Below are 22,280 nucleotides of genomic sequence, written 5' to 3' on the forward strand. Positions count from 1 at the left end.
GTACCGCCCACCGGGCCCGCCCGCCCCGGGTGCCGGCGGGGGGCGCCCCCCGGCGCCCGCCCGGGGGGGGGGCGCCCCCCGGGGGGGGGGGGGGGGGGGCCCGCACCCCCCCCCCCCCCACCGCTCACGGGCTCCGGGTCAGGCCGGCGGGCGGCCCCCGGTGAGCGCCCAGCGGACGTCGACGAAGCCCGGCTGCTGCAGGGTCATCCGGCCGTTCTTGACCACCTGGTAGGTGACCCAGGTGTTCACCAGCCGCGGCGACCCGCTGCTGGGCAGCATGTTGGTGGTGCCCCAGTTCAGCGGCGGGGTGATCCCGACGTCGATGCCCTCGCCGCTGTCCAGCAGCGAGGAGACCGCCTTCGGGGTGACCGGCTTGCCGGCCTCCGCGAGCTTCTGCACCGCCGTCCGGAACACCTCGTACGCGACCCAGGTGGTCTGCACGCCCGGGTCGGAGACGTCGATCGGGTGCCCGCCGGTGGTGTCGGTGCGCACCACCGCCCGCAGCCCGTCCCAGATCTTCGCCGACTCCGGCGGGTACCAGCTGGTGACGTAGGCGCCGCCGAGCGGGCCGGTGTCGCCGCCGGTGGAGTCCACCACCGACTGCTGGACGCTGCCGATCACCGAGGCGATCCGGGTGTTCTTCGGGTTCAGCCGCCGGTAGGAGTCCAGCAGGTTGCCGGTCGGCTCGGCGGCCAGGGCGCTGGTGACGCAGTTGCCCGGCTCGTCCTTGCCGATCGCCTTGCGGACCACCGGGGTGTAGTCGGAGGACTGCTCGGGCGCCTTGACGTCCGTCAGCCTGATCCCGGCCGGCCGCAGCGCGGTGCCCAGGTAGCCGAGCAGGTTGTCGCCGGCCGGGGTGTCCGGGCGGACCAGGGCGACGGACTTGCAGCCGGCGTCCACCAGCTGGCGGCCGTTGCCCGAGATCAGGGCCGGCATGCCGCCGTCCACCGGGTAGGACAGCGGGCTGGTGAACTCCGGCTGGGAGAGTCCGTAGCCGCCGATCAGCGGGATGCCGGCGCGCTCCAGCACCGGCATGAACGCCTCGCCCCACTGGCTGTAGGAGCCGATCACGGCGACCACCTTGGCGTCCACCGCCTGCTGGGCGCAGGCGCGGGCACCGTCCGCGGTGTTGTGCTCGTTGCAGGTGATCACCCGCAGTCGGTGGCCGTTCAGGCCGCCCTTGGTGTTGACGTCCTGGCCGATGGCGGAGGCGAGCGCGGTCATGCCCGGGCGGTCGGCGGATCCCGTCCCGGCCGGGGCCCAGGTCATCACGGTCAGATCGTTGCCGCTGGTGGAGGCATCGGCCGGTCCGCCGCACGCGGAGGCCGAGAAGAGGGTGGGGAGCAGGGCCGCGGTGGTCACGGCGGCTGCGATCGGGCGTCGGCGGCGGCGTCGCACGATCTGGGGACGGGCCTGGAACGAGTCCCTTCGGCTGGTCATCGTTAATCCCTCTCTGGGCGCACTCCGGCGCACCGGGACCAGCCAAGCCCCGGCGCCACAAGCCGAGAGGGCCGAAATGCGAACGGACGGCAAACGGCCGCCGAAATCCGGGGCGGTACGCGTGTAGATCGCGAGTGGAGCACGAACAGACGGGGAACGTACGATCGTTCACCATGTCCGCCAGCACAGATTCTTCGCACCGGTACGCCCGAAACACTTCTCGTCCGGGCCACCGCTCCAGCACGATGGGCGGCATGCCGCTCAACGACCTGCCCTGGTGGCGCTGGCGAGCCCGACTGCGCTCGGCGCTGCACATGCTGTCCGACCCCGGTTTCCAGCAGGAGACCTGGCTGACCGGGAGAGAGGGGTACGGCGACGTGACCGACGCCGTCTACCGGCTGGTCGAGGACACCTGGCTGGACCGCTGGTCGGCCGAGAAGTACGTCGGGACGATCCTCCGCGACTCCGCCGAGGCCGCGCTGGTGGACGTCGCGGTGCTGCGGGCCGTGCAGATGCTGCACGAGGTCGGTGCGGACGCGCCGGCCTCCGCCTACCTCGGCCACCCCGGCTGGCCGGAGACCGTCCGGGCCGCCCGGGAGGCGCACGTCGCACTGGCCATGGGAGACGGGGACGACCCGGACGCGGCGCCGAAGTCGCTGGACGTGCTGCGCATCCTCACCCGGGTCTGACCCGCCGGGCACCCCCGTCCCGCAGTACGGGCAGCGGGGCGGCGGGTGTCCGGGATGTGACACGCTGGACCATCCACGCACGTCACGACCTCAGAACGGAACACCCCCAGTGGAACAGCAGCCGGCCAGCGCCCAGTACGTCCTCACGCTGTCCTGCCCCGACAAGCAGGGCATCGTCCACGCTGTCTCCAGCTACCTCTTCATGACCGGCTGCAACATCATCGACAGCCAGCAGTTCGGGGACGCCGACAGCGGGCTCTTCTTCATGCGGGTGCACTTCTCCGCCCCCGAGCCGGTCACCGCCGACAAGCTGCGGGCCAGCTTCGCGGCGATCGGCGCCTCCTTCGGGATGGACTGGCAGATCCACCCGACCGAGGAGCGGATGCGGATCGTCCTCATGGTCAGCAGGTTCGGGCACTGCCTGAACGACCTGCTCTACCGCACCCGGATCGGCGCCCTGCCGGTGGAGATCGCCGCGGTGGTCTCCAACCACACCGACCTGCGGGACCTGACCGAGAGCTACGGCGTCCCCTTCCACCACATCCCGGTCACCAAGGACACCAAGGCCGAGGCCGAGCGGCAGCTGCTCGACCTGGTCGCCAAGGAGAACGTCGAACTGGTCGTGCTGGCCCGCTACATGCAGGTGCTCTCCGACCAGCTGTGCACCGAGCTGTCCGGCCGCGTGATCAACATCCACCACTCCTTCCTGCCGAGCTTCAAGGGCGCCAAGCCGTACCACCAGGCGCACGCGCGCGGCGTGAAGCTGATCGGCGCCACCGCGCACTACGTCACCGCCGACCTGGACGAGGGCCCGATCATCGAGCAGGAGGTGGCCCGGGTCACCCACGACGTCAGCCCCGACCAGCTGGTCGCGCTCGGCCGGGACGTCGAGTGCCAGGCTCTGGCCCGCGCGGTGAAGTGGCACAGCGAGCACCGGGTGCTGCTGGACGGGACCCGTACGGTCGTCTTCGCCTAGTAGGCGCCGGCTACGGCCGGGAGAGCAGCGGGAGCGCGTGCAGCACCTCGCGGACCGCGGCGCGGTCGCCGTGCTCGCCGACCGGCAGCCGGTCCGGGTCGCGGTGGGCGGCGGCCAGCTGGCACAGCTCCAGGCCGTCCAGCACCATCGAGGCCACCGGCTCGCCGCCGCCGTTCCCTCCGGGTGAGCCGTCGGCGGCGCCGGGACGGTCGTCGCCGTCCAGGCTGACCAGCCATTCGCCGCCCGCCGGGCCGTCGACCATCAGTCGCACCCGCCGGGCCGTCCGGGTCCCGCCCTCCGGTGCGCCCGGCGCCCGGGCGTGCTCGGGCCGGGCGGCGCGCAGCCCGGCCAGCGCCCGGGGCAGCAGCCGGACCACCAGCTCCACCATCTGCCGCAGGTGCTGCGGCGCCGGCGGATCGTACGGGTAGGCGACCGCCCGGGCCACGTCCTCGCCGTGCACGAAGCACTCGAAGGCGCGGTCCACGAAGGCGTCGCGCAGCGGCAGCACCGCGAAGCCGTAGTCGACCGGGGTGTTGCCCTGCGGCGCGAGCGCGGCGCTGCGCACCAGGTCGTGGGCCTGCCGCCGCCAGCGGGAGCGCACCGACTGCGGGGCCAGGCCGTCCTGGTCGGCGATCAGCCGGGCGGTGCGCGCGCTGATCGCGGTGTACGGGCCGCCCTGCGGCGGGACCCGCGGCACGGCCGGTCCGGCCGCCGGCTCCTGCGGCGGCACCCGCCGCCCGGCCGGTGCGGCGGGCGGGCCGGGGGCGGCCGGCACCGGGTCGGGCAGGCCGAGCGCCATCGCCAGGAAGCCGTCCACCGCGGTCAGATGGCCCAGCACCTCGGCCGGGCGCAGCCGCTCGGTGCCGCCGTGCCACGGCAGTTCGGCCACCTCCTGCCACTCCTCCGGGCCGAGGTCGCGCAGCAGCGCGTCGAGCTTGGCGGTCTCCGCCGTGTACGGCACGCCCCAGGCGGGGACGGGCAGTTCGGCCGGGCGGCGGGCCAGGCACCAGTCGAGCACCTGCTGGCGCAGCGGGCCGGGCTGGTCCAGCGGCTCGTCCAGGGAGAGCCAGCCGGCCGCCTCGCGCAGCCGGGCCGCCTCCTCGGCGCACTCCCGGCAGCCGCGCAGGTGCTGCTCCAACTCGGCGGCCTCGCGGGCCGGACAGGCACCGAGGGCCCACGCGCCGAGCAGCGAGCGCAGGGCGTCGTGCCGCTCCTCAGTGCTGCTCACGTCTCCCCGTTCCCGTCCCCGGCCCGTGCCCGCCGGTTCCGTCCTGGCGGGCGCGTTCGTCGGCCAGTTCGGTGGCCAGCAGCTCCAGACCGAGCCGCATCCGCTGCTTGGCGGCCTGTTCGCTGATGCCGAGCAGCCGGGCCGTCTCGCGGTAGGTGCGGCCGTCGTAGTAGGTCACCGCGATGGTCTCACGCAGGGGTCGGGGCAGGGAGTCGACCACGTACTGCATCCGCGCGGCGGTGGCCACGGCGCGGATCTCGGCCTCCGCGCCGGGCGCGGGCTCGGCGGCCCGGCGCGCCCGCAGCCGTTCGACCGCGCGGTGGTGGGTCAGCGCGCCGAGCCAGGAGCGCAGGGTGCCGCGGGCGGGGTCGAAGTCCTCGGGGTGCTCCCAGACATGGGCGAAGATCTCCCGGGTGAGCTGGGTGGCGGCGGCCTGGTCGGCCAGTATCCGCCCGGCCAGGCCGTGCACCATCGGCGCGAGCTGGTCGTAGAGTTCGCCGAGCGCCGTCTCCTCGCCGCGGGCGAGGCGGCGTTGCAACTGCTCGTCCCAGCGCGGGGTCCGCTCCGGGGTGGCCATCGGGAACCACCCTCCTGACCGGGTTCGCTGGCGTACCCAACGGTATCTTGCGGCCGGGCGGCGCCGGGGGCGATTCCGGCAAGAACGGAACCGTTCCCCACGGTTCGCCGTCCTCGTGGACGTGCCGCCCGGCGCGGAGCTCCCGGCCCGCTCCGGCGGGCCCGGATCGGGCCGCCGTCCGTCGTCCGCCCTTGGTGTCCGCCGCCCACGGGGCCGCTGTTCGAGCGCCGATGGACATATGTCGCACGGGTGGTTCGCGAGTGGCGGCCGGGGTGGGCGGGGCGCGCGGCGGTAGGTTCCCGACTGCGGGACCGGCCGGGCGGCCCGGGCCGGACGATCACCGGTGCGAGGCTCGCGAGAGTGAGCGGGACAGTATGCACTGCCCTGTCGCCCGATCGCCGGAATATGCCCGAAGCGCTTGCTGCTGTCCGTCCCCCCGCCCATCCTGAGGCGTGTTCGTGTCGCGGCCGGTGACCGACCGACGAGCCGGCGCGGACGAGTGGGCGCGGGCGGGCGGGTCGGGCGGGCGCCCGGGTACGGCTCGGGCGGCGCCGGGCGACGGGCCGGGGCCCGCCGGCCGGACCGGCCCGATCGGGACTAAGGCCGAACTGCGAGTGCAGGTGGTGGAGCGGTGCAGGTTCTTCAGGTACAGCTGGCGGTGGAGGCCGACCCCGCCGAGGTCGGGCGGGCCCGCCGGTGGGTGCGCTCGCGGCTGCTGAACCACGGGGTGGACCCGGACGCGCCGATGGCCGAGACGGTGGTGCTGGTGGTCTCGGAGCTGGTGACCAACGCGGTGGTGCACACCGGCTGTCCGGCCGTGCTGCGGCTCTGCCTGCCGGTGGCCGGGGACCCGCCGCAGGACGGGCCGGCCGCCCCGCTGCGGGTGGAGGTGGCCGACGCGAGCCGGGTCGCCCCGGCCCCGCGGCACGCGGGCGCGGACGAGGACGCGACCAACGGGCGCGGCCTGGAGCTGGTCGAGCTGCTCTGCGAGCGCTGGGGCTGGTACCCGGACGGCTCGGGCAAGCGGGTCTGGTGCGAGATCGGCAGCGACGCCCGCCCGGCCGATCCGCTGGCGGACGTGGACTGGGCGGCTTTGGCGCAATAGCGGCTTTCGCGGCGGCCGTCGGACCGTGCAGATCTCCGGCGCCGATCACCGGCCGAAAGGTGACGCAACCATTCCGAATTTCGGACTACCCATTGACGTGACGTATCCGACTGATCACGCTTGGGTGCGGCGCTCCGTTGCGAGGGGACGCCGAGGGGACGTCCGTCCACCGCCGCGGTGCTGCTGTCCAGGGGATTTGTGCCAGCAGGGGGGATCGCGGACGGTCGGTCGCGGGCCGCTCCTTGGCGAGTGCGGAGGGTGTGGCGCGGGATCAGGGCTCGCGCGCCGCGATTGGATGGCGGCCTGCCGTGCCGTGCTCGGGGCGCGCGCGGCCTGCCGCCATCCAATGCGCCGCCCGGCAGCGGCGAGATCCGGCCACCGGCTGCCCGATGCCCGGGGCGCGCTCAGGAAGCGCGCCGGACACGGCTTTCGGGGAGCGCGCGGCCCTCGGGGAGCGTGCGGAAGGTGCGCCGGTAGGCGCTCGGCGCGACGTCGAGCCGGCCGCGCAGCTGCAGCCGCAGCGAGGCGGCGGTGCCGAAACCGGACTCCCGGGCGACCTGGTCGATCGTCAGGTCGGTCCGCTCCAGCAACTGGCGGGCCCGCTCGGTGCGCTGGGTGGTGATCCACTGGCCGGGGCTGGCGCCGGTCTCCTCGCGGAAGCGCCGGGTGAAGGTCCGTACGCTCATCCCCGCCCGGTCGGCGAGCTGCCGCAGCGCCAGCGGCCGGTCCAGGTGCTCCAGGGCCCAGGCGCGCACCGCGGCGGTGCCGCTGTCGTCGGCGTCCACCGGGCTCGGGGCCTCCACGTACTGCTTCTGGCCGCCCTCGCGCCACGGCGGCACCAGGCAGTTGCGGGCCACCGCGTTGGCCACCGCGCTGCCGTGGTCGCGGCGCACCACGTGCAGGCACAGGTCCACCCCGGCGGCCACGCCGCCGGAGGTGAGGACGTCGCCGTCGTCGGTGTAGAGGACGTCGGGGTCCAGCCGCACCCGGGGGAACAGCCGGGCGAAGCGCTCGGTGTAGCGCCAGTGGGTGGTGGCCGGGCGGCCGTCCAGCAGCCCGGCGGCGGCCAGGATGAAGGAGCCGGTGCAGATCGACATCAGCCGGGTGCCGGGCCGGATCCGGGCCAACGCGGCGGCCAGCTCCGGGGTGAAGCAGGCGTCGGCGACGGCCGGGCTGGAGTCGGAGGAGGCCGGGATCAGCACCGTGTCGGCCCGCTCCAGGAGTTCGGACCCGTGGTCGACCATGATCCGGAAGTCGGCGCTGGTGGTGACCGGCCGTCCGTCCAGGGTGCAGGTGGCCACCTCGTACAGCGGCTGCCCGGCCGGGTCCTTGGCGCCGCCGAAGATGCGGGCGGGGATGCCGAGTTCGAAGGCGATCACGCCCTCCAGGGCGAGTACCGCGACCAGGTGTGCCATGCCGTCCCTCGGGGTGCGGGTGGATTCGGGGGTGGGGTCGGGCCAGCGTACCGCCGCTCCTGGCCCGATTCTTGCGAAAGCTGTCATTCAGGCCACTCGTCCCGCTCCGGCCGGCCCGGAACACTCGTCCGCGTGACCGAACGCAGCGCCCTCGCCCCCACGTCCCGCTCCGCACCGCCCGCCCCGGCCAAGCGCCCCCGGGTGCACTACGCCTGGGTAGTGGCCGCCGTCTCCCTGCTCGTCCTGCTCGGCTCGGCCGGCTTCCGCTCCACCCCGAGCCTGATGATGGACGCCCTGCACAACGAGTTCGGCTGGTCGCTCGGGACGATCTCCAGCGCCACCTCCGTCAACCTGACGCTCTACGGCCTGACCGCCCCCTTCGCCGCCGCCCTGATGGACCGTTTCGGCGTGCGGCTGATGGTGGTCTGCGCGCTGCTGACCATCTCGGTCGGCGCCGGGCTGACCATGCTGATGCGCGAGCCCTGGCAACTGGTGCTCTGCTGGGGCGTGCTGGTCGGCCTCGGCAGCGGCTCGATGGCCGGCGCCTTCGCCACCACCATCACCGGCCGCTGGTTCCAGGCCCGCCAGGGTCTGGTCACCGGGGTGCTGACCGCCGCCGGAGCGGCGGGCAACCTGGTCTTCCTCCCGGTCGGCGCCTGGCTGGTCGAGCAGCACGGCTGGCGCTCGGCGGTGGTCGTGGTCTCGCTCGCGGCCAGCGCCGTCGCCGTCCCGGTCCTGCTGCTGATGCGCGAGCGGCCCGCCGACCTGGGCCTGCTCCCGTACGGCGCGACCGAGGCCCCGCCCGCGCCGGCCGCCAACGGCCGCGCCCTGGCACGCTCGCTGCGGGTGCTGCGGAACGCCGCCCGCAGCCGGGCGTTCTGGCTGCTGGCCGGCTCCTTCGCGATCTGCGGCGCCACCACCGCCGGCCTGGTCGGCACCCACTTCATCCCGGCCGCGCACGACCACGGCATGCCGGTCACCACCGCCGCGAGCCTGCTCGCCCTGATCGGCGTGTTCGACGTGCTCGGCACCGTCTTCAGCGGCTGGCTCACCGACCGGGTCGACTCCCGGCTGCTGCTGACCGTCTACTACGGGCTGCGCGGCCTGTCCCTGCTCCTGCTGCCGCAGCTGCTGGCCGGCTCGCTCCAGCCGCCGATCCTCGCCTTCGTGATCTTCTACGGGCTGGACTGGGTGGCCACCGTGCCGCCGACCGTCGCGCTCTGCCGCCGGCACTTCGGCGAGGACGCCCCGATCGTCTTCGGCTGGGTGCTCGCCGCCCACCAGATCGGCGCGGCCGTCGTCGCCGGACTGGCCGGCCTGGCCCGGGACGCGCTCGGCAACTACGACCTCACCTGGTACGGCGCCGGCGCGCTGTGCGCGGTCGCGGTCGGGCTCTGCCTGGCGCTGCGCACCGGGCGGCCCGACGGGGCGGTGCCGGCCCTGTCGTGAGGGTCGGCGCTCCGCAGGTGGGGGCGGTGGCGGGCCTTCCGGGCCTCCCGGTCCGCCCGGGCCCTCTGGGCCACCGAAGCCTTCCGGTAGGACCGTCGTACCGGAGGTCTAGGCTCCGCTCCATGGCGCTCACCTTCACCCTGGACCCCAAGCTCGACCCCGACCTGCGGACGGACATCGTCCGGCTGTGGGTCGACGTCACCAACGCCGGCGGGGCGGTCGGCTTCCTGGCGCCGGTCACCGAGGAGGAGGTCTGGGACACCGCCGACCACCAGTTCGCCGGGGTCGAGCCGGACGGTCCGGACCGGCTGCTGGTCGCGCACGAGAGCGCGACGGGCCGGCTGGTCGGGGTGCTGTTCTTCGAGTCGATGCGGTTCGGCCCGATGGAGCACTGGCGGATGCTCAAGCGGGTCATGGTGCACCCCGACTTCCAGGGCCGCGGCCACGGCGCCCGACTGCTGGCCGAGGCCGAGCGGGTGGCCCGGGGGTGGGGCCTGGAGTCGCTGCGGCTCACCGCGCGCGGCGGCCTGGGACTGGAGCGGTTCTACGCCCGCAGCGGCTACCGGGAGGTCGGCCGGGTGCCGGCCGCGATCCGGGTCGCCCCCGGGGACGACCGGGACGACATCACCATGTGGCTCGATCTGCGCTGACAGCCGCCCGGGCGGGTCGGTCGGGTCGGCCGGGCCGGATCGGGTGACCCGTGCCCCTCCCGGCCTGTCAGGCATGCTTGACTGGAGGACCCGCCCCAGCGCAAGAAGAAGGATGTGTCGAGTGACCAGCAACGGCCCGGAGAAGTCGCACGCCACGCTCCGCTACACCTCCATGCGGGTCAGCATCTTCCTCGGCTGCCTGCTGGTGGCCCTGCTGCTCGGGCACTTCCAGATCATCCCGGTCAGTGGTGAGGCCGGCATGATCTTCCTGTTCCTGCTGGCCGCGGTCGCCTCCGCGCCGCTCAGCTACGCGCTGCTGAGCAAGCAGCGCGACGCGATGTCCGCGCAGATCAGCGGCAAGGTCTCCGGGATGCGCAGCCGTACGGCGGAGCGGATCGCCGCGCAGAACGCCGAGGAGGACGCCGCCGACGACGCCGCCCGCGCGGCCACCGCCGGCCAGGGCTGATCCCGGCCCCGCCCACGAGCGCAGCCGCCGTGTCCGCCACCCGGGACTCCGTGCCGTCCGAGCCGTCGCCGGAGCCGTCGTCCGAGCAGCCGCCCGCCGAGCAGCCGCCCGCCGAGGTGGCGCCCGCCGAGGGGGCTTCCGGCACCTGGCCGGCCCCCGTCCGCCGGCCCACCGGGCGGGACGTGGCCCGGCTCGCCGGGGTCTCCCAGGCCACCGTCTCCCTGGTCTTCTCCGGCGCCGAGGCCGGCCGACGGGTCTCCGAGGCCACCCGCGGGAGGGTCCGGGAGGCCGCCCGCAGCCTCGGCTACCGCCCGCAGGCGGCCGGCCGGCAGCTGCGGCTCGGCCGCAGCGGGATGATCCTGCTGGCCGTGCCGAACCTCCAGGGGCCGTTCTTCGGCCGGGTGCTGGAGGGTGTCCACGAGGAGGCCGGCCGCAACGGCCTGGCCGTGGTGGTCAGTTCCGGCTGGGGCAGCGCCACCCTCGCCGAGGCCGCCACCGCCGGCCGCTTCGACGGCCTGCTGATCTGCTCCCCGGACGACAGCCAGCTCGGCGAACTGCCCGCCGACACCCCCGCCGTCTTCCTGGACGCCGACCCCGGCACCGACCGGTCGCGTCCGACCGTCGAGCTCGACGTGGCCGGCGGGATGCGCGCCGCGGTCGAGCACCTGGCCGCGCTCGGCCACCGCCGGATCGGTCGGCTGCGCTCCAGCCACGCCGCGTACACCTTCCGGGTCCGGCAGGCCGCCTTCGAGCAGGCGGTCCGCGAACTCGACCTGGACGTCGTGGAGCTGGGCGTGAGCCTGAACGACGGGCACCGGGCCGCCCGGACCGTGGCGGGCCGGCTGCTGGAGCGGGCGGACCGGCCGCGCGCGGTCGTCTGCGACGACGACGTGGTCGCCTCCGGGGTCTACCAGGCCGCCGCCGAGCTGGGGTTGCGGGTGCCGGAGGACCTGTCGGTGGTCGGCATGGACAACGTCGCGGTGGCCGCGCTGCTCGCCCCGCCGCTGACCACCGTCGACCTGCCCGGCGAGGAGCTGGGCCGGGCGGGCGCGGCCGCGCTGGCGGCCCTGCTGCGCGGGGAGCGGGTGGCGCCGGTCGCGCCGCTGGCCACCTCGCTGGTGCTGCGCTCCTCCACGGCTCCGGCCAGTACGGCTTCGGCCGCTACGACTTCGACGCGCTGACCACGGCGCGTCGGCTCCGGGTGCGCGGAACGGCTCCGCCCGCACCGCCCCCGACTCCACCGGCAGCCCGCTGCGGCGGGCCCGGCCCGCTGCCGGTCGTGCCCGGTGCCGTCGCCCCGGGCTTCGGCGTGCTGTTCGCGGTGGCCTCCCGGCGTCGTCGGGGCCGCCGCAGGTGAACACCCGCAGGCAGGTGGACGAGGGGACCGCGCCCGCCGGCCAGACCACCGGCGGGCGCGGTCGTTCACGGGGTGGGTCAGCCCACCGGGACGGGCTGCGCGGCCGGGGCGAGCGGCACCGGGTGGAACCAGCGCCGGGCGCCGAACAGCAGCAGCCCGCCGAGCGCGATCCCGCCCGCCGCGCACAGCGCCACCGGGCGCAGCGAGTCCTCGGCGAGCTTGCCGGAGACGGCGTAGCCGAGCGAGTTGCCGGTGGCGAACAGCGTCACCAGCCAGGCGAAGGCCTCGGTGACGGTGCCGGTCGGCGCCAGTTCGGCGACCAGCACGAACGCGGCCGCCAGCAGCGGGGCCAGCATGATCCCGGAGAGGAAGGCCAGCGCGGCCATCGGGTAGGGACCGGGCAGGGCGAGCAGCGGCAGGTAGGAGGCGGCCATCGCGAGGGCCATCATCCAGGTCCGGGTGGCCGTGGTCCGCCGCCACTTGACCGCGCCGTAGGCGAGGGCGCCGAGCAGGCCGCCGAGCGCCGCCAGCGCCAGCAGGGTGCCTCCGCCGCCGGGCAGGGAGCCGACGTGCTGCTCGGCGTAGGCGATGAACAGCACGTTCTGGGCGCCGACCGCCCAGCCGGCCCCGGCCAGTCCGACCAGGAGCAGCACCAGCCCGGGGGAGCGCAGCGGTCCGAGCAGTCCGGCGGACTGCTCCCGTGCCGGGGCGCGCCAGGCCCGGGCGGGCCCGGCGGTGGCCACGACCAGCGCGCCCACGAGTCCGAGCCCGGCGGCCACCCAGAGCGCGGCGACCGGGCTGAACAGCCCGGAGATGGCGGCGACGGCCAGCGGCCCGGCCACGTACAGGATCTGCTGGGACGCGGAGTCGAAGGCGTACGCGGTGTCGAGCTGCTCCTCCTCGACCACGTCCGGCCAGAGCGAGCGCAGGCAGGGCTCCAGCGGGGGCATGGCGAGACCGGCGATCGCGGCGCCGACCGGTGCGGCGATCGCGGAACCGGGGGCGAGGGCGAGCAGCGCGTACCCGCCGCCGGCCACCACGGCGGAGGCGAGCAGGACGCGGGGCTGTCCGGTGCGGTCCACGATCCGGCCGAGCACCGGGCCGCCGACGGCGGCGGCGATCGCGTAGGCGGAGGTGGCCAGGCCGACCCGGCCGTACGTCACCCCGGCGTCGCGCAGGGCGAGGGCGATGACGAGGGCGGTCATGCCGGCGGGCAGCCGGCCGAGCAGGGTGCCGAGCAGCAGACGGGTGACGTGCGGGGCACGGAGCAGGGCGAGGTAGCCCATCGGGATCCTCTCCGGGTGGGCAGGCGGGGGCGGGGACGCCGTCAAAGTTATACGTATAACCGCTCAGCGGTCAATCGGACCGCCCGGTTGGGCTGATGGGGCGTCAGCTTCGTTCGTGTCCGGAGTGCGGGTTCACGGCAGGCCCCGGATGGGGAGGGGCTCCCTGTGACCTCAAACAAGTACTTTGAACATCTCAAACCTTTGCTGCTAACGTATCGGCCATGACAGCCTCAGACACACTGCGGATGAACGGCCCGGGCCAGCTGCCCCGCGCCGCCCGCCCGTGTGCTCTGGCCGGTGCTGTGGACAGCCCGCGCCGTTGTCGCGCCGTGCGCCTTACTGCCCTGAGCTGTACCGCGGCGGCACGCCCCTGACCGGGGGCCCGACGTTTCCCGTCCGGCCCCGCGCCGTGCCGCCCGCCCCACCCCACACCTCACCGTCAGCAACGCCCTCCCCCGGAGACGCTCCCCCATGTCCACAGCGCCCGAGGCGACCTCGTCGCCGTCCGTGCTCGCCCGCATCCGCAAGACGCCCTTCTGGGTGCAGATCGTCGTCGGCCTCGTGCTCGGCGTCGGCCTCGGCTACCTGGCCCGCACCGCCGAGATCTCCTGGTTGGCCACCACCCTGGAGACCATCGGCAAGATCTTCGTCCAGCTGCTCAAGCTGGCCGTCCCGCCGCTGGTGTTCACCGCGATCGTGGTGAGCGTCGCCAACCTGCGCAACGTGACCAACGCGGCCCGCCTGGCCACCCGCACGCTGCTCTGGTTCATGATCACCTCGCTGATCGCGGTCGGCATCGGCCTGGGCCTGGGCCTGCTGACCAACCCGGGCGAGGGCACCGACCTGAAGACCGAGGGCCTCAAGGCGCTCGACTCCAAGGGCACCTGGATCGACTTCCTGACCGGGATCTTCCCGACCAACATCGTCGACTCCTTCGCCAAGGTGAACGTGCTCCAGATCGTCTTCCTGGCGGTCGTGGTCGGCGCGGCGATCATCAAGCTCGGCGCCAAGGCCGAGCCGGTCCTCAAGCTCAGCGAGTCCGTGCTGGAGCTGACCCAGACCGCGCTGTGGTGGGTCATCCGGCTCTCCCCGCTCGGCACCCTCGGCCTGATCGGCAAGTCCGTCGCCAAGTACGGCTGGGACCTGCTGAAGCCCTTCGCCACGCTGACCCTGGACATCTACCTCGGCTGCGCGCTGGTGCTGTTCGTCGTCTACTCGCTGGTGCTGCGCTTCGCCGCCGGGCTCAACCCGCTGCACTTCTTCAAGGGCGCCTGGCCCGCGATCCAGCTGGCCTTCGTCTCCCGCTCCTCGGTCGGCACCCTGCCGGTCACCCGCCGCGTCACCGAGCGCCTCGGCGTCCCGAGCGAGTACGCGTCCTTCTCGGTGCCGTTCGGCGCCACCACCAAGATGGACGGCTGCGCCGCGATCTACCCGGCCGTCGCCGCGATCTTCGTCGCCCAGGTCTACAACATCGAGCTGGGCATCAAGGACTACATCCTGATCGCCTTCGTCTCGGTGGTCGGTTCGGCCGCCACCGCGGGCCTCACCGGTGCGATCGTCATGCTGACGCTGACCCTGTCCACACTGGGCCTGCCGCTGGAGGGCGTCGGCCTGCTGCTCGCCATCGACCCGATCCTGGACATGATGCGCACCGCGACCAACGTCGCCGGCCAGGTCGTGGTCCCGATCGTGGTCGCCGCCCGGGAGAAGATCCTGGACGTCGCCGCGTACAACAACCCCTCCGCGGACCTGTACGACGAGGACGCGAAGCCGGCCGTCGGCGCCGGCCGGGCGACCCCGGCCGCGGTCTGAGGTCGTCGAACGTGCGATCGGACGTCAGAGGGGTCGTTCGATCGGCATGACGGAAAGGGCCCTCCCCCGGCGACGGGGGAGGGCCCTTTCCGCATTCCTCGATCCGTGCCCGAACTTCCGGCGGGCCGCGGGTTCGCGGATCGGGCTGCGGATCGGGCGGCGAGTCGGCCGCGGGTCGGGTCGCGGATCGGGCCGCGGATTCCGAAAAGGCAGGGGGCCCGCCGGATGGGCGGGCCCCCTTGGGTACTGCTCTTGTGCTCATGGTGGCGGCTGTCGGGAGCCGCCGGTGGACCCGTCGGGGTCCCGAGCGATCAGGTCATCAGAGGATCGTCAGACAGCGGTGACGTTCTCCGCCTGCGGGCCCTTCGGGCCCTGGGTGACGTCGAAGGTGACCGCCTGGTTCTCCTCCAGCGAACGGAAGCCGTTCGCATTGATGGCGGAGTAGTGAACGAAGACGTCCGGGCCGCCGCCCTCCTGGGCGATGAAGCCGAAGCCCTTCTCAGCGTTGAACCACTTGACGGTTCCCGTGGCCATGCCGTTCTCCTTGCGATGCGTGTCGGGGGCCACACCGTGTGGCGCCCGGTCCGCTGCGCTGATCGCCCTGCCTCCGGACGTGTCCGAAATTTTTCGATATTGCTGAAAAACTACAAAAAGCCTGCGGTTACATGCTCCGCAGGCTTCAAGTACTGCAAGGGGAATCAAACTGCAACTGAGGGCAACGCTAGCATGCGGCCGCTGTGACGACCAGAGGTCACTTACCGCGCGGAAGACGCGTGTCGTCAGGCCCGGAACGGGTGTTGGAAGGCGGCTCGGGGACGTGTGAGGGCGTGTCGGGTCCGGCCGGTGCGAGCCGCCGTGAACAGCGGGCATACGCTGCGTGGAGGCACGAACAGCAAGGGAGCGGCGCAGTGGCAGCACCGGAAGCACGAACACCGGACGCGCGGACGCGGGAGCCCCGGCAGGACACCCCGGTCAGGCCGCGGGTCGGCCACATCCAGTTCCTGAACTGCGTCCCCCTCTACTGGGGACTCGCCAGGACCGGCAACCTGCTCGACCTGGACCTCACCAAGGACACCCCCGAGAAGCTGAGCGACCAGCTCGTCGACGGCGCCCTGGACATCGGCCCCATCACCTGCGTGGAGTACCTGCGCAACGCGGACGACCTGCTGGTCCTGCCGGACATCGCGGTCGGCAGCGACGGCCCCGTGATGTCCTGCCTGATCGTGAGCAAGGTGCCGCTCGCCGACCTTGACGGCCGCCGGGTCGCCCTCGGCTCCACCAGCCGCACCTCCGTACGGCTCGCCCGGCTGCTCCTTGAGGAGCGCGAGGGCGTGCACCCGGACTACTTCAGCTGCCCGCCGGACCTCAGCGCGATGCTCGCCGAGGCCGACGCCGCCGTCCTGATCGGCGACCCGGCCCTGCGCGCCTACCTCGGGCAGGCCGCCGACCTCGGGCTGACCGTCCACGACCTCGGCGAGATGTGGAAGGAGTGGACCGGCCTGCCGTTCGTCTTCGCCGTCTGGGCGGTGCGGCGCGAGTTCGCCGAGCGCGCCCCCGAGCTGACCGCCGCGGTGCACCGCGCCTTCCTGGAGTCCCGCGACCTGTCGCTGGTGGAGGCCGCCAAGGTCGCCGAGCAGGCCGCCCGCTGGGAGGCCTTCGGGGCGGACGTGCTGGAGCGGTACTTCAGCGAGGCGCTCGACTTCTCGCTCGGCGAGCGGCAGCTGGCGGGCGTCACGGAGTTCGCCCGGCGGGTCGCGCACGACAGCGGGTTCGCCCCGGACGTCGCGGTGCGGCTGCTGGAGCCGGCGGAGTTGCCGCTGGGGGAGTTGCCGGCGGGCGCGTTGCCGCCGGGGGCGTAAGAGGGGTCCGCTCGGCCCGGTACGGTCTGCACCGAGGCGCGGCCGGTTGGCGGTTGGCGGTGGCTGGCCGGCGAACAGCGGTCGGCTGTCGGCGGTCGACGGCCGGTCGGGCGCGTCGGGCCAGCGGGCGAGGGAGCGTGCGGGAATGCGGGCACTGGAGTCGGACGATCCCCGCCAGGTGGGCGGCTACCGGCTGCTGCGCCGGCTGGGCTCGGGCGGGATGGGCCGGGTCTACCTCGGCCGGACGTCCGGCGGGCGCACCGTCGCCGTCAAGGTGGTGAGGTCGGAACTCGCGGACGACGCCGAGTTCCGCGCCCGGTTCCGGCAGGAGGTGGCCGCCGCCCGGCGGGTCGGCGGCGCCTGGACCGCGCCCGTACTGGATGCCGACACCGAGGGCGGGCAGCCCTGGGTCGCCACCGGCTACGTGGCCGGCCCCGCACTCGGCGACGCCGTCCGGACGTACGGGCCGCTGCCCGAACCGGCCGTGCGCGCGCTCGGCGTCGGGCTCACCGAGGCGCTCGCCCACGTCCACGGGCTCGGCCTGGTGCACCGGGACGTCAAGCCCTCCAACGTGCTGCTCACCCTGGACGGGCCGCGGCTGATCGACTTCGGCATCGCCCGCGCCCTGGACGCCGCCGGGGGCCTCACCCGTTCCGGTTACGTGGTCGGCTCGCCCGGCTTCATGTCACCCGAGCAGGCGAACGGGCAGCCGGTCGGGCCGGCCGGGGACGTCTTCTCGCTCGGCGCCGTCCTCGCCTTCTCGGCGACCGGCGTGCACCCCTTCGGTGAGGGGGTCAGCGCGGCCGTCCTGCTCTACCGGGTGCTGCACGAGGAACCGGACGTGGCCGGGCTGCCCGAGCCGCTGCGGAGGACCGTGCTCGACTGCCTGGCCAAGGACCCGGCCGCCCGGCCGACCCCGCGGCAGCTGCGCGACCGGCTTGATCCGGACGGCACGGCCGGCACCCGGCTGGCGCGGGGCGGCTGGCTGCCGGCGGAGCTGGCGGCCGGGGTGGGGCGCAGTGCGGTGGAGCTGCTGGACCTGGACGGCGAGCCGGGGACGGCGGAGGCGGCGGGGGAGAGGGCTCCGGGCGGGGTAGCCGGGGTTGGGGCCGGGATCGTGGCCGGAGTCGGAGTCGGAGTCGGGGCCGGGGCCGGCGAGGCGGTGCGGACTCCGACCTACGTGTCCGGGAGCGAATCCGAGGGGGAGGGGGGCCATCAGCCGCTGTGCGCGGGCGTCTGGGACGAACCCGCGAAGGCGCGGCCGCGGCGGGTCCGGACCGCGGTGGCGGCCGTGGTGGCGCTCGCGGTGCTCGGGGGCGGCGGGTACGGGCTGTACGGGTGGCTGCACCGGGCCGAACCGGCGGTGCCGGGGCCGTCGGCCGGGCCGCTGCCGGAGGTGTCCGTCGATCCGGGCCCGGCGGCCCTGCCGAGCGGGACCTTCGCCTCCGGGGTGGCCCCGGCCTCCGGAGCCCCGGCAAGCGCGACGGCGTCCGTCCCGGGTGCGGTGCCACCCGGGACGGACGGGCCGAACGCGGTGCCCGCGGCCTTCCTCGGCACCTGGAGCGGGGACATGGTCACCGACAAGGGACTGCCCGCCGGGGCCACCACGCTCACCATCCGTCCGGCGGCGATCGGCCAGGAGGGCGTCACCAGCCGCAACGCCGTCTCGGGGCTGATCTCGATCAGCTGCGAGGGCGTCTGGACGCTCAGGTCGGCCTCCGCCACCAAGCTGGTGTTCCAGTCCCGGCTGGTCCGCTCCTCGATCCCCGGCGCCTGCACCGGCGGCTCCAACACGGAGACGCTCACCCTCCAGCCCGACGGGACGATCCGCTTCGTCTCCGTCGACCCGCCGGCCGGGAACCCGACCGGCACGATGCGTCGGGTGGACGGGGCGCCGGGCTGAGGGGTGCCCGGCCCGGGGCCCGTGCGCGGTTCACCCGGGACCGCGCGCGGTTCAGCGGGCTGACGCGGGCGGCGGAATGTGCTGGCGTAGGCTGGTTCGGCCGTACCCGAGTAGCACTTGTGAGAGAGAGAAGGCCGCCAGGTGACCGAGCTCGCAGCGACCACCCTCGATGCGTCCAGCACCGACCTGAAGGCCGTGCTCGACCGGGCCGCCGCCGGTGGCCGGATCACCCCGGAGGAGGCGCTGGAGCTCTACCGCTCGGCGCCGCTGCACGCGCTCGGCTCCGCCGCCGACGCGGTGCGCCGCCGTCGCTACGCGGGTACCGAGCACATCGCGACGTACATCATCGAGCGCAACATCAACTACACCAACGTCTGCGTGACGGCGTGCAAGTTCTGCGCCTTCTACGTGCCGCCGAAGAGCGACAAGGGCTGGTCCCGCGAGCTCGACGAGATCCTGCGCCGCTGCGCGGAGACGGTCGAGCTGGGCGGCACCCAGATCATGTTCCAGGGCGGCCACCACCCGGACTACGGCGTGGAGTACTACGAGCGCGCGTTCTCGGCGATCAAGGCCGAGTTCCCGCAGCTGGTGATCCACTCGCTGGGCGCCTCCGAGGTCGAGCACATGGCGCGGATCTCGGGCGTCTCCGTCGAGGAGGCCATCACCCGGATCCACAAGGCGGGCCTGGACTCCTTCGCCGGCGCCGGCGCCGAGCTGCTCCCGGAGCGGCCGCGCAAGGCGATCGCCCCGCTGAAGGAGTCCGGCGAGCGCTGGCTGGAGATCATGGAGATCGCCCACGGCCTCGGCGTGGAGTCCACCTCCACCATGCTGATGGGCACCGGCGAGACCAACGCCGAGCGGATCGAGCACCTGCGGATGATCCGCGACGTGCAGGACCGCACCGGCGGCTTCCGGGCCTTCATCCCGTACACCTACCAGCCGCAGAACAACCACCTCAAGGGCTCGACCCAGGCCACCGTCTTCGAGTACCTGCGGATGATCGCGATCGCCCGGCTGTTCCTCGACAACGTCGCCCACATCCAGGGTTCCTGGCTCACCACCGGCAAGGAGGCCGGCCAGCTGTCGCTGCACTACGGTGCGGACGACCTCGGGTCCGTGATGCTGGAGGAGAACGTCGTCTCGGCGGCGGGCGCCAAGCACCGCTCCAACCTCACCGAGCTGATCCACCTCATCCGGTCCGCCGACCGCGTCCCGGCGCAGCGCTCGACCACCTACCAGCACCTGCGGGTGCTGGACGACCCGGCCAACGACCCGGTCGACCCCCGGGTCGCCTCGCACATCGCCTCCACGGCGATCGAGGGCGGCACCGCGCACCCCGAGCTGAAGATCCTGGACAACTGAGTCCTCTGCTCGTCCTGCCGCTGCTCGTGCCGCTGCTCGTGCCGTTCCTCGTGCCGCTTTTTCGTGTCCGTGCCGGTATCGGTGTGGCCGGTGTCGTTGCCCCCGGTGAGCCGGTGCCGACGGTACTGGTGATGCCGTCGAAGTCGAAGGCGTTGACGTGCTGACTCTGCACCGGGCGGCGTTCGTGCTGCCCGACCCGGCCGATCCCACCGCCCCGTCCATCGCCGACGGGGCGGTGGTGGTGCGCGGCGAGCTGGTGGAGGCGGTCGGGCCGTACGCGGAGCTGGCGGCCGCGCACCCGGGCGCGCGGGTGCGGGACTGGGGCGCGGCCGTGCTCGCCCCGGGGCTGCGCAATCCGTACGGGCACTGGCTGCTGGAACGCGCGTACCACCCGGATCCGCGGGAGGAGGTCGGCCTCGAACCCGTGGCGGACGGGCTGGCCGGGTCCGCGGACGAGGCGCGGTGCGGGGCCAGTGCGCGGCGCGGCCTGCAACGGATGCTCGGGTACGGGGTGACGGCGGTGGCCGGGCCCTTCGAGCGGGCCTCGGTGCGGACGGCGGTGGCGCGGTCGGGGATCGTCGGCCTGCCCGGGCGTTCCGCTCCGACCGGTGAGTCGGACGGCGGGGGTGCGGGGCCGCTGGACCCGCTGGCCGTCCTGCCGTTCGCGGAGGCCGTGTACGGGCGGGTGTCGCCCGGGAGCCGGGCGGACTTCGCGGTGTTCGCGCTCGCGGCCGCGGCGGGGGTCGCGGGCGCGGTCGTGGGGGAAGGGCGTGACGGGTCGGCGGCCGCGGGCGGCGGGCGCGCCGAACCGGCGGCCGGCGGGTGCCTGGCCACGGTGCTGGGCGGGCGGTTGGTGTACCGCCGACGGTGAGACGGTCGTCACGGCGGGTGTGACGTACTCGTCAGTAGTCGGATTTCCTTGTGGCGCACGGGACTTCCTTCGTGTGCAGCCGAACTCCGGTGCCGGTCCCGGAGTGTGATTGTCCCTTCGTCGTGACCTGAGGGCCCGCCAGCGGATACGATCCCGGACAGCTCACTCCGTACCCTCACCACACCACTGCCCGCGCCCGCGGGCGGCGGGGCCGTGTCCCCGGCCCCGAAGGCAAGCCAGGACAGGAACCATGCGAACCGCGACCGTTCCCCCGCCGCGCACCCCGCGGTTGGGCCGTGGTTGGTACCTCGCCGCCGTGCTCAGCGCCGTGCTGGCCGTCGGGATGTGCCTGCTCGGTTGGCGCCAGGCCGACCAGGCCGACCGGATCGAGGCGCACCCGGTGAGAGTCGAGGGGGTCGTCACCCAGCTCCCGACCGGCGGCGGTACCTACAGTGCCGTCAGCTACCGGGCCGGCGGCGAGCCGCACACCGCGGCCGCGCTGCCGCTCTCGGACGGCGCCCGACTCGGCGACAGGATCTGCCTGGAGCACGCCGCCGACGACCCGGGCGCGGTGCGGATCTGCGGCGACACCTACCCGCAGCCGGTCGGCGTGGGCCTGGCCTGGTTCAGCGTGCCGGTGGCCGTCGTGCTCTTCCTGATCTGCGTGCTGCGGATCCGGCGGCATCACAAGGCCCTCGCGGTCCGCGGCGGGCAGGGGAAGCTGGCCGCCAACCTCGCACTGGCGACGGGAGCGCTGGCGGACGGGATGCCCGCGATAACCCACGGCAAGCGGTCCCGTCGGCGGCGCCGCGCGGGCGGGCGGCGCGCCCAGCACTGACGGGGCGCGGGGCGCTCGGCGGGGCAGGCCCGGCCTGCCGGCCTGTCGGCCGGCGGGCCGGCTCGGGGGCGTGGTCCGGGGTGCGGCCGGGTGCGGTTCGGGGGTACGGCCCGGGGTGCGGTCCGGAGGGCCGGTTCGGGGCGCGTGGTCCTGGGTGCGGCCGGGGTCGGCGTGCCCCGTTGGTCGGGGTGTCCGTACGAGGGTGAACAATGGGGGCGTGACCCGAGCCTCTCTGGACAAGCAGCCGCACGAAGTCGCCGCCATGTTCGACGACGTCGCGGCCAAGTACGACCGCACCAACGACGTGCTCTCCCTCGGCCAGGCCCGCGCCTGGCGCCGGGCGGTGGCCGAGGCGGTGGACGCCGGACCGGGGGACCTCGTGCTCGACCTCGGGGCCGGCACCGGTACCTCCTCGCTGCCCTTCGTCGAGGCCGGGGCGAAGGTCGTCCCGTGCGACTTCTCGGTCGGCATGCTCACCGAGGGCAAGCGCCGCCACCCCGAGCTGGCGCTCACCGCCGGCGACGCCACCCGGCTGCCGTTCGCGGACGACACCTTCGACTCGGTGACGATCTCCTTCGCGCTGCGCAACGTCCAGGACACCGACGCGGCGCTGAGCGAGATGCTGCGGGTCACCAAGCCCGGCGGCAAGCTGGTGATCTGCGAGTTCTCCACGCCGACCTGGACGCCGTTCCGGACGGTCTACACCGAGTACCTGATGCGCGCGCTGCCGCCGGTGGCCACCGCCGTCAGCAGCAACCCGGAGGCGTACGTCTACCTCGCCGAGTCCATCCGGGCCTGGCCGGACCAGCCGGGGCTGGCCGCCAAGCTCCAGGACAACGGCTGGTCGAAGGTCGCCTGGCGGAACCTGACCGGCGGGATCGTCGCGCTGCACCGGGCCTACAAGATCGCGTAGTGGGTTCGGGTTCGGTCGAGGGGGGTTGGGCTGGGCTCGGGCGGTCCGGGTTCGGTCGGGTCGGGTCCGGGCGGTTCGGGGGCG

General features: G+C 74.2%; 20 protein-coding genes. 14 read left to right on the forward strand and 6 right to left on the reverse strand.

The window, feature by feature from the left end; all coding sequences use genetic code 11:
- Window positions 1-138: 138 nt before the first annotated feature.
- Complete coding sequence (locus tag ACFY0X_RS32450; RefSeq protein ID WP_387759965.1) at window positions 139-1,440, reverse strand: ABC transporter substrate-binding protein; 1,302 nt, start codon at window positions 1,438-1,440, stop codon at window positions 139-141.
- Between the two features lie 173 nt (window positions 1,441-1,613).
- Here ACFY0X_RS32450 and ACFY0X_RS32455 point away from each other — a divergent pair, with 173 nt between their 5' ends.
- Both ACFY0X_RS32455 and purU read left to right on the forward strand, forming a co-directional pair.
- Complete coding sequence (locus tag ACFY0X_RS32455) at window positions 1,614-2,129, forward strand: hypothetical protein (RefSeq protein WP_387759966.1); 516 nt, start codon at window positions 1,614-1,616, stop codon at window positions 2,127-2,129.
- A 109-nt stretch (window positions 2,130-2,238) separates the two neighbouring features.
- Window positions 2,239-3,105, forward strand: coding sequence for a formyltetrahydrofolate deformylase (gene purU, locus ACFY0X_RS32460; protein ID WP_387759968.1), 867 nt, complete (start codon window positions 2,239-2,241; stop codon window positions 3,103-3,105).
- A 10-nt stretch (window positions 3,106-3,115) separates the two neighbouring features.
- On the opposite strand, the gene ACFY0X_RS32465 is transcribed toward purU, so the two are convergent.
- Together ACFY0X_RS32465 and ACFY0X_RS32470 are read right to left on the reverse strand one after the other, a co-directional pair.
- Window positions 3,116-4,333: a zf-HC2 domain-containing protein gene (locus tag ACFY0X_RS32465; protein ID WP_387759970.1), complete on the reverse strand. Its 1,218-nt coding sequence runs from the start codon at window positions 4,331-4,333 to the stop codon at window positions 3,116-3,118.
- Window positions 4,320-4,910, reverse strand: a complete 591-nt coding sequence (locus tag ACFY0X_RS32470; protein ID WP_387759972.1) for a sigma-70 family RNA polymerase sigma factor — start codon at window positions 4,908-4,910, stop codon at window positions 4,320-4,322. The genes ACFY0X_RS32465 and ACFY0X_RS32470 overlap by 14 nt, the downstream gene beginning before the upstream one ends.
- A 631-nt stretch (window positions 4,911-5,541) precedes the next feature.
- Here ACFY0X_RS32470 and ACFY0X_RS32475 point away from each other — a divergent pair.
- Complete coding sequence (locus ACFY0X_RS32475; RefSeq protein WP_387759973.1) at window positions 5,542-6,015, forward strand: ATP-binding protein; 474 nt, start codon at window positions 5,542-5,544, stop codon at window positions 6,013-6,015.
- Window positions 6,016-6,419: 404 nt separating this feature from the next.
- Here ACFY0X_RS32475 and ACFY0X_RS32480 read toward each other — a convergent pair whose 3' ends face one another.
- Window positions 6,420-7,430 (reverse strand): GlxA family transcriptional regulator, encoded by a 1,011-nt coding sequence (locus tag ACFY0X_RS32480; RefSeq protein ID WP_387759974.1) that lies wholly within the window; start codon window positions 7,428-7,430, stop codon window positions 6,420-6,422.
- 132 nt (window positions 7,431-7,562) lie between these two features.
- Here ACFY0X_RS32480 and ACFY0X_RS32485 point away from each other — a divergent pair, with 132 nt between their 5' ends.
- The 4 genes from ACFY0X_RS32485 to ACFY0X_RS32500 all read left to right on the forward strand — a co-directional run bounded on the left by ACFY0X_RS32485 (window position 7,563) and on the right by ACFY0X_RS32500 (window position 11,176).
- Window positions 7,563-8,879 carry an MFS transporter gene (locus ACFY0X_RS32485; RefSeq protein ID WP_387759975.1) on the forward strand — a complete coding sequence of 439 codons (1,317 nt, stop codon included), beginning with the start codon at window positions 7,563-7,565 and terminating at the stop codon, window positions 8,877-8,879.
- 122 nt (window positions 8,880-9,001) lie between these two features.
- The gene (locus ACFY0X_RS32490; protein WP_387759977.1) at window positions 9,002-9,529 is read left to right on the forward strand and encodes a GNAT family N-acetyltransferase; all 528 of its coding nucleotides are present in this window, start codon (window positions 9,002-9,004) and stop codon (window positions 9,527-9,529) included.
- Window positions 9,530-9,650: 121 nt separating this feature from the next.
- On the forward strand, window positions 9,651-9,995 hold the full coding sequence (locus tag ACFY0X_RS32495; protein ID WP_387759979.1) for a DUF4229 domain-containing protein: 345 nt from the start codon (window positions 9,651-9,653) through the stop codon (window positions 9,993-9,995).
- A gap of 50 nt (window positions 9,996-10,045) precedes the next feature.
- Window positions 10,046-11,176, forward strand: a complete 1,131-nt coding sequence (locus ACFY0X_RS32500; protein ID WP_387759980.1) for a LacI family DNA-binding transcriptional regulator — start codon at window positions 10,046-10,048, stop codon at window positions 11,174-11,176.
- A gap of 253 nt (window positions 11,177-11,429) precedes the next feature.
- Here the strand turns inward: ACFY0X_RS32500 and ACFY0X_RS32505 are convergent, their stop codons facing one another.
- Window positions 11,430-12,638, reverse strand: coding sequence for an MFS transporter (locus ACFY0X_RS32505; RefSeq protein ID WP_387759981.1), 1,209 nt, complete (start codon window positions 12,636-12,638; stop codon window positions 11,430-11,432).
- Between the two features lie 471 nt (window positions 12,639-13,109).
- On the opposite strand from ACFY0X_RS32505, the gene ACFY0X_RS32510 reads away from it, so the two are divergent.
- Window positions 13,110-14,450 carry a dicarboxylate/amino acid:cation symporter gene (locus tag ACFY0X_RS32510; RefSeq protein ID WP_387759982.1) on the forward strand — a complete coding sequence of 447 codons (1,341 nt, stop codon included), beginning with the start codon at window positions 13,110-13,112 and terminating at the stop codon, window positions 14,448-14,450.
- A gap of 330 nt (window positions 14,451-14,780) precedes the next feature.
- On the opposite strand, the gene ACFY0X_RS32515 is transcribed toward ACFY0X_RS32510, so the two are convergent.
- Entirely contained in the window at window positions 14,781-14,984 is a 204-nt protein-coding gene (locus ACFY0X_RS32515; RefSeq protein WP_045692393.1) for a cold-shock protein, read from the reverse strand.
- A gap of 458 nt (window positions 14,985-15,442) precedes the next feature.
- Here ACFY0X_RS32515 and ACFY0X_RS32520 point away from each other — a divergent pair, with 458 nt between their 5' ends.
- From ACFY0X_RS32520 to ACFY0X_RS32545, 6 genes are all read left to right on the forward strand, one after another.
- Complete coding sequence (locus ACFY0X_RS32520) at window positions 15,443-16,309, forward strand: menaquinone biosynthetic enzyme MqnA/MqnD family protein (protein WP_387760044.1); 867 nt, start codon at window positions 15,443-15,445, stop codon at window positions 16,307-16,309.
- 145 nt (window positions 16,310-16,454) lie between these two features.
- Window positions 16,455-18,212, forward strand: a complete 1,758-nt coding sequence (locus ACFY0X_RS32525; RefSeq protein WP_387759984.1) for a serine/threonine-protein kinase — start codon at window positions 16,455-16,457, stop codon at window positions 18,210-18,212.
- A gap of 141 nt (window positions 18,213-18,353) precedes the next feature.
- The gene (gene mqnC / locus ACFY0X_RS32530) at window positions 18,354-19,574 is read left to right on the forward strand and encodes a cyclic dehypoxanthinyl futalosine synthase (protein ID WP_387759985.1); all 1,221 of its coding nucleotides are present in this window, start codon (window positions 18,354-18,356) and stop codon (window positions 19,572-19,574) included.
- Between the two features lie 157 nt (window positions 19,575-19,731).
- On the forward strand, window positions 19,732-20,445 hold the full coding sequence (locus tag ACFY0X_RS32535) for a hypothetical protein (protein ID WP_387759987.1): 714 nt from the start codon (window positions 19,732-19,734) through the stop codon (window positions 20,443-20,445).
- A 250-nt stretch (window positions 20,446-20,695) separates the two neighbouring features.
- Window positions 20,696-21,283: a hypothetical protein gene (locus ACFY0X_RS32540; protein ID WP_387759988.1), complete on the forward strand. Its 588-nt coding sequence runs from the start codon at window positions 20,696-20,698 to the stop codon at window positions 21,281-21,283.
- 217 nt (window positions 21,284-21,500) lie between these two features.
- Entirely contained in the window at window positions 21,501-22,196 is a 696-nt protein-coding gene (locus ACFY0X_RS32545; protein ID WP_387759989.1) for a demethylmenaquinone methyltransferase, read from the forward strand.
- Window positions 22,197-22,280 lie beyond the last annotated feature (84 nt).

Origin of the sequence: Kitasatospora sp. NPDC001547 (assembly GCF_042894165.1) — a bacterium.
Taxonomy (GTDB): Bacteria; Actinomycetota; Actinomycetes; order Streptomycetales; family Streptomycetaceae; genus Kitasatospora.